The organism is Planktothrix sp. FACHB-1355, from assembly GCF_014748295.1.
Lineage (GTDB): Bacteria > Cyanobacteriota > Cyanobacteriia > Cyanobacteriales > Aerosakkonemataceae > Aerosakkonema > Aerosakkonema funiforme_A.
The window spans coordinates 1-4,165 of sequence record NZ_JACJUP010000592.1; the positions used below are offsets into that span (position 1 = coordinate 1).

A 4,165-nucleotide genomic window follows, 5' to 3' on the forward strand; every position below is an offset into this window, starting at 1 on the left:
GAAGATTTGCTAGAAATGTTAGAATTGCAAGCAGAAGAAAAGGAAATTTATCTGAAATCGAATTTGTTAGTGGGGATATTTGTGAAGGGGGATGCAGTTAAGTTGATGCGTTTATTTGCGAATTTGCTGGAAAATGCACTGCAATACACCCCCGCCGGAGGAACAGTTACCCTGACGATGAAAAACGTTGACAAATATGTCTTTGTCAGCGTGGAAGATACGGGGATAGGAATTGCACCGGAACATCTTAAATCGGTGTTCGATCGCTTTTGGCGGGCGGATAAAGCGCGATCGCGTCGTCAAGGCGGACAGGGTATGGGTTTGGCGATCGCCCAAGCTATCGCCCAATTTCACGGCTGCGAAATCACCGTCAGCAGCGAAGTCGGCGTCGGTAGCTGTTTTCGCGTCCGTTTGCCATTAGCGTGAGAACTTACGCAAAGAAACCGGGTTTCTGAGCAAAATCGTGGCTTTCTCAACTAGATATCGACGCAGAAACCCGGTTTCTGGCTGAGGCGTCTTTTCTATCTACCCGGTTTCTTTACTTTTTAGTTTTAACCTTTAAAAGTAGCTCAAGTGCAGCACGCTTTCTGCCGTTGATTTTTTAAGGTAATCCGTAATGAATCGTGCCTTTCGTAAATACCATCGCCTGATTGCGATCGCAGTTTGCCTGCCTTTAATTTTGACCGTGGTAACAGGATTGGGTTATACAATTTTGGATGAATGGTTTCACCAAGATGAATTAGCTGAATTCCTCCTGGATATTCATACATTCAAAATTTTACATTTAGAAGAAATCTATCCAATTTTGAATGGTTTGGGCTTAATTGGTTTGCTCGTGACTGGTTTGAGCATGACTGGTTTATTTAAGAAACGCCCTCAACCACAAAATGAAGCCGATAAATAGCGAACAACACTCTCGATCGACAAGGAGATTTTGACCGTGAACCGTTGCCTAAATTTATCTCAAATTAGCCAAAAAACATTTATTCTCCTCGTAACTGCTACAGTCGCAGCACTTTCCCTCACAAGTTGCAAACAAGAACAACCGCCTGTAGCTATTGTAGAGACAACATCGCCCGTAGCTCAAACAGTTTCCAACGAGGAATCCCTCTCGCTTAAAAATCTACAAGCGGCATACAATGGCGAATCAAACGCTCACGCCCGCTATGTCGCCTTTGCACAAAAAGCCAAAGAAGAAGGTTATTTGCAAGTTGCCAGCCTTTTTAAAGCAGCCGCAACTGCCGAAGCAATTCACGCCGCCAATCACGCCGCCGTAATTCGTAAACTCGGTGCAACACCTGAAGCGAAAATTGAAAAACTTGAAGTAAAATCTACCCAAGAAAACTTAGAAGCTGCTATTAAAGGCGAGTCCTACGAACGGGATACCATGTATCCGCAATTCATCGAACAAGCCAGGAAAGAAAATAACAAAGATGCCGAACAAACATTTGAATATGCAGTAGAAGCGGAGAAAGAACACGCCAAATTTTACACTCAAGCTAAAGATAACCTCAAAGATTGGAAAGAAGCCAAGAAAGTTTTCTATGTTTGCCCTGAGTGTGGCTACACAACAGATCTACTCAACTTTGCCAATTGTCCTGAATGCAACAGCGCCAAAGACCTTTTTCTAGAAATAGTTTGAGCGAGTTTTGATTTGGTTATCCGGACTTACGCCACAGGGTAAGCTAGTAAATATCATCCGTAAGTCCTGTTGCTTGTCAATATAGTTAAGGTGAGGTTTTCATGGATCGTCGTACTTTCCTCGCTTGGGTAGGTGTCGGCTGGGTAGCAAGTTCCTTGCCGGTAGCGATCGCAGCTTGTTCCTCCGATTCCACAAAAAGCGATAATTCAAATAACAAAGCAACTGCTGCTAATCCTACTGCTAATCCTACTGCTAATCCTACCGCCAGGGCTGACGGATTTCAGCCAGTAGGGACAGTCGCGGATTTAGACCGCAAAGGTCAAATCCTCAATAAGCGATTGGCAAGTGGGCCAGTATTGGTGATCCGCAATCCAGATGACACCAATAGTTTAGCTGCTGTTAATCCCACCTGCACCCATAAAGGTTGTACCGTCGCTTGGAAAACAAATAAAAAGCTTTTTGTTTGTCCCTGTCACGATGCCGAATTTGCTGTGGACGGCAAAGTTGTTGAAGGCCCAGCGAAAAAACCTTTACCTACCTATCAAGCCAAAATTGAAGGTGATGCCGTTTTGGTGAAGGTGAGTTAGTCAATCAATTTTGGATTGGGAATTTTGCATTGAAGATGGGAGATGTATGACCTAGTTAAAACTGCGGTCGATCTGTAACATTTTTAGATTTGGGATGGCGATTTTTCCCAGAAATCCCAAATCTAAAAATTGTCTATTCGGGAGTTAGTAGTGGTTGTATTTGCGATATAAATTACAAAAATCAGATGACAAATACACCTCATTACTTTACGATAAGGGGCAGATGTCAAGTGGTTAAACACTCGCAAACAAAGTCAAAAGATCTACTAGAAGCACAACTGTATGGCACGCGCTACAGTGCATTTTTAAGCGAATTACTGACAAATAGTGGTTATTTTTTAATTTTTAATGCTTTTTCGGAAATTTCGTTAACAAGTTGGACTTTGTATTTAATACAGCCTACTCATTACCTAATTGCTGGCGCAATTTTGCTGCAAGCTTGGTATTTAGCAGGAACTGCAAGCCATCGGTTTTGGGGAAATTTGATTGGCCCTTTTTTATACACAACAATAGATTTTTTATTGGAGGGAATGGAATTTTTCCAAGAGCCAAATCATTATGTTCTGTGGTTGTTTTCGCTCACAATTGCCACTTGGCAAGGAATCAGATTTCATTGGCTACCCAGTGCAGCGCCATTGATGATTCCTCTGGAAAGTTTGAGCAGAACTTTTATGGTTGTTGCGATCTATTTGATAGTAAGTTTTAAGACTAACTCACAAACATTTAGTTGGGCAAACGTTCGTCAATTTCCTACCATTGCAACGCATAAGTTTTTGATTGAAAGTATGCTGTTTCTCGGCATTATTTTAGGTTTGCAAACAGTACAGATCGCTTCACAGCGACAAGAATTGCAAAAAACGGCTCAATTGTTGCGAAATTTGGCAGAGTGGGGGATGGGAAGTCATGCGGTGCTAACTGCTGTCACCAATCCAGAGGAATTGGCTTTTCAAAGGCGCGATCGCACAATTGTATTCATGGATATTCGCGGTTTTACCGCGTGGTGCGAGAAAACTTCACCCGATGCCGTTGCTTCTGTACTGAACTCCTACTATTATAATGTCGAACCCGCAGCCGCACAGTATCAACCGCTACGCATTACCCTGACAGCCGATGAAATTATGGCCATTTACGCTACACCTCAGCAGGGAGTTGCGGCTGCCCAGTATATGTATCAAGTAGCACAAATTATTTTAAAGCGTCACGGTTTGGGTGCAGGTTGTGCCATCCATTGCGGGCAGGTAATTGAGGGATTGTTTGGCGGTAAAGAAGTGCGTACTTACACAGTGATTGGTGATGTGGTGAATACAGCCAAACGATTGGAAAGTGCCACACCTGCGGGGGCAATTACGATTTCGGATGATGTGTATAAAGCAATGCAGGATGAATTAAGGGTGGAAGCTTGCGAACCGATAATGGCGAAGGGGAAGACGAAGGCGATTAAAGCTTGGCGGTTGGTGGTGGAGTAAAGGCGATCGTACCCTAAAATCCATTATTGCAGCGTGAATGCAAAGTATCTATTTCCTTCTGCGATAATTGGAAAAGAGCGGCAGAGTGAACATTTTTGTAGGCGAGACGACATAATTACAATTTTTGCATAACCGACATGATTTGATGATGTTGTGTCCCTACAGCGCTCAGGAGGAAACAAAATCGTGCTGCGTGAATATCAACTCACCAATTTTAAGGCATTTGCTGGGCCAGAAACCATCCCGATTCGACCCATTACCCTCATTTATGGGCCAAATTCCTCCGGTAAAAGTTCGGTATTGCAATCGCTGCTGCTGTTAAAACAAACTCTTCAGGAAGCAGAAAACCCAGAAACTCTTTTACTCCCCAAAGGCAATCTTGTTAATTTAGGTGGTTATCGTGAATTTATCCATCGTCACGATGTGAGCAAATCATTTTCTTTCAAGGTAGTTTTTGATGTTGGCAAGCA

6 protein-coding genes are annotated in these 4,165 nt (G+C 43.0%); all 6 read left to right on the forward strand.

Annotated elements, in window-relative coordinates:
* A partial coding sequence (locus H6S82_RS21260; RefSeq protein WP_191056664.1) for an ATP-binding protein occupies window positions 1-426 on the forward strand: 426 nt, incomplete at its 5' end.
* Between the two features lie 190 nt (window positions 427-616).
* A complete protein-coding gene (locus tag H6S82_RS21265; protein WP_190470496.1) occupies window positions 617-904 on the forward strand; it encodes a peptidase in 288 nt (95 codons plus the stop codon).
* A 36-nt stretch (window positions 905-940) separates the two neighbouring features.
* Window positions 941-1,642 carry a ferritin family protein gene (locus H6S82_RS21270; protein WP_322111974.1) on the forward strand — a complete coding sequence of 234 codons (702 nt, stop codon included), beginning with the start codon at window positions 941-943 and terminating at the stop codon, window positions 1,640-1,642.
* Window positions 1,643-1,743: 101 nt separating this feature from the next.
* The gene (locus H6S82_RS21275; RefSeq protein WP_190470493.1) at window positions 1,744-2,229 is read left to right on the forward strand and encodes a ubiquinol-cytochrome c reductase iron-sulfur subunit; all 486 of its coding nucleotides are present in this window, start codon (window positions 1,744-1,746) and stop codon (window positions 2,227-2,229) included.
* 230 nt (window positions 2,230-2,459) lie between these two features.
* Window positions 2,460-3,695, forward strand: a complete 1,236-nt coding sequence (locus H6S82_RS21280) for an adenylate/guanylate cyclase domain-containing protein (protein WP_322111973.1) — start codon at window positions 2,460-2,462, stop codon at window positions 3,693-3,695.
* Window positions 3,696-3,881: 186 nt separating this feature from the next.
* On the forward strand, window positions 3,882-4,165 hold a 284-nt coding region (locus H6S82_RS21285), incomplete at its 3' end, for an AAA family ATPase (protein ID WP_191056665.1).

Bases quoted from the DNA above. Each gene is read 5' to 3' on its own strand.
- H6S82_RS21265 (WP_190470496.1), top strand. From the start codon at position 617: ATGAATCGTGCCTTTCGTAAATACCATCGCCTGATTGCGATCGCAGTT.
- H6S82_RS21275 (WP_190470493.1), top strand. From the start codon at position 1,744: ATGGATCGTCGTACTTTCCTCGCTTGGGTAGGTGTCGGCTGGGTAGCA.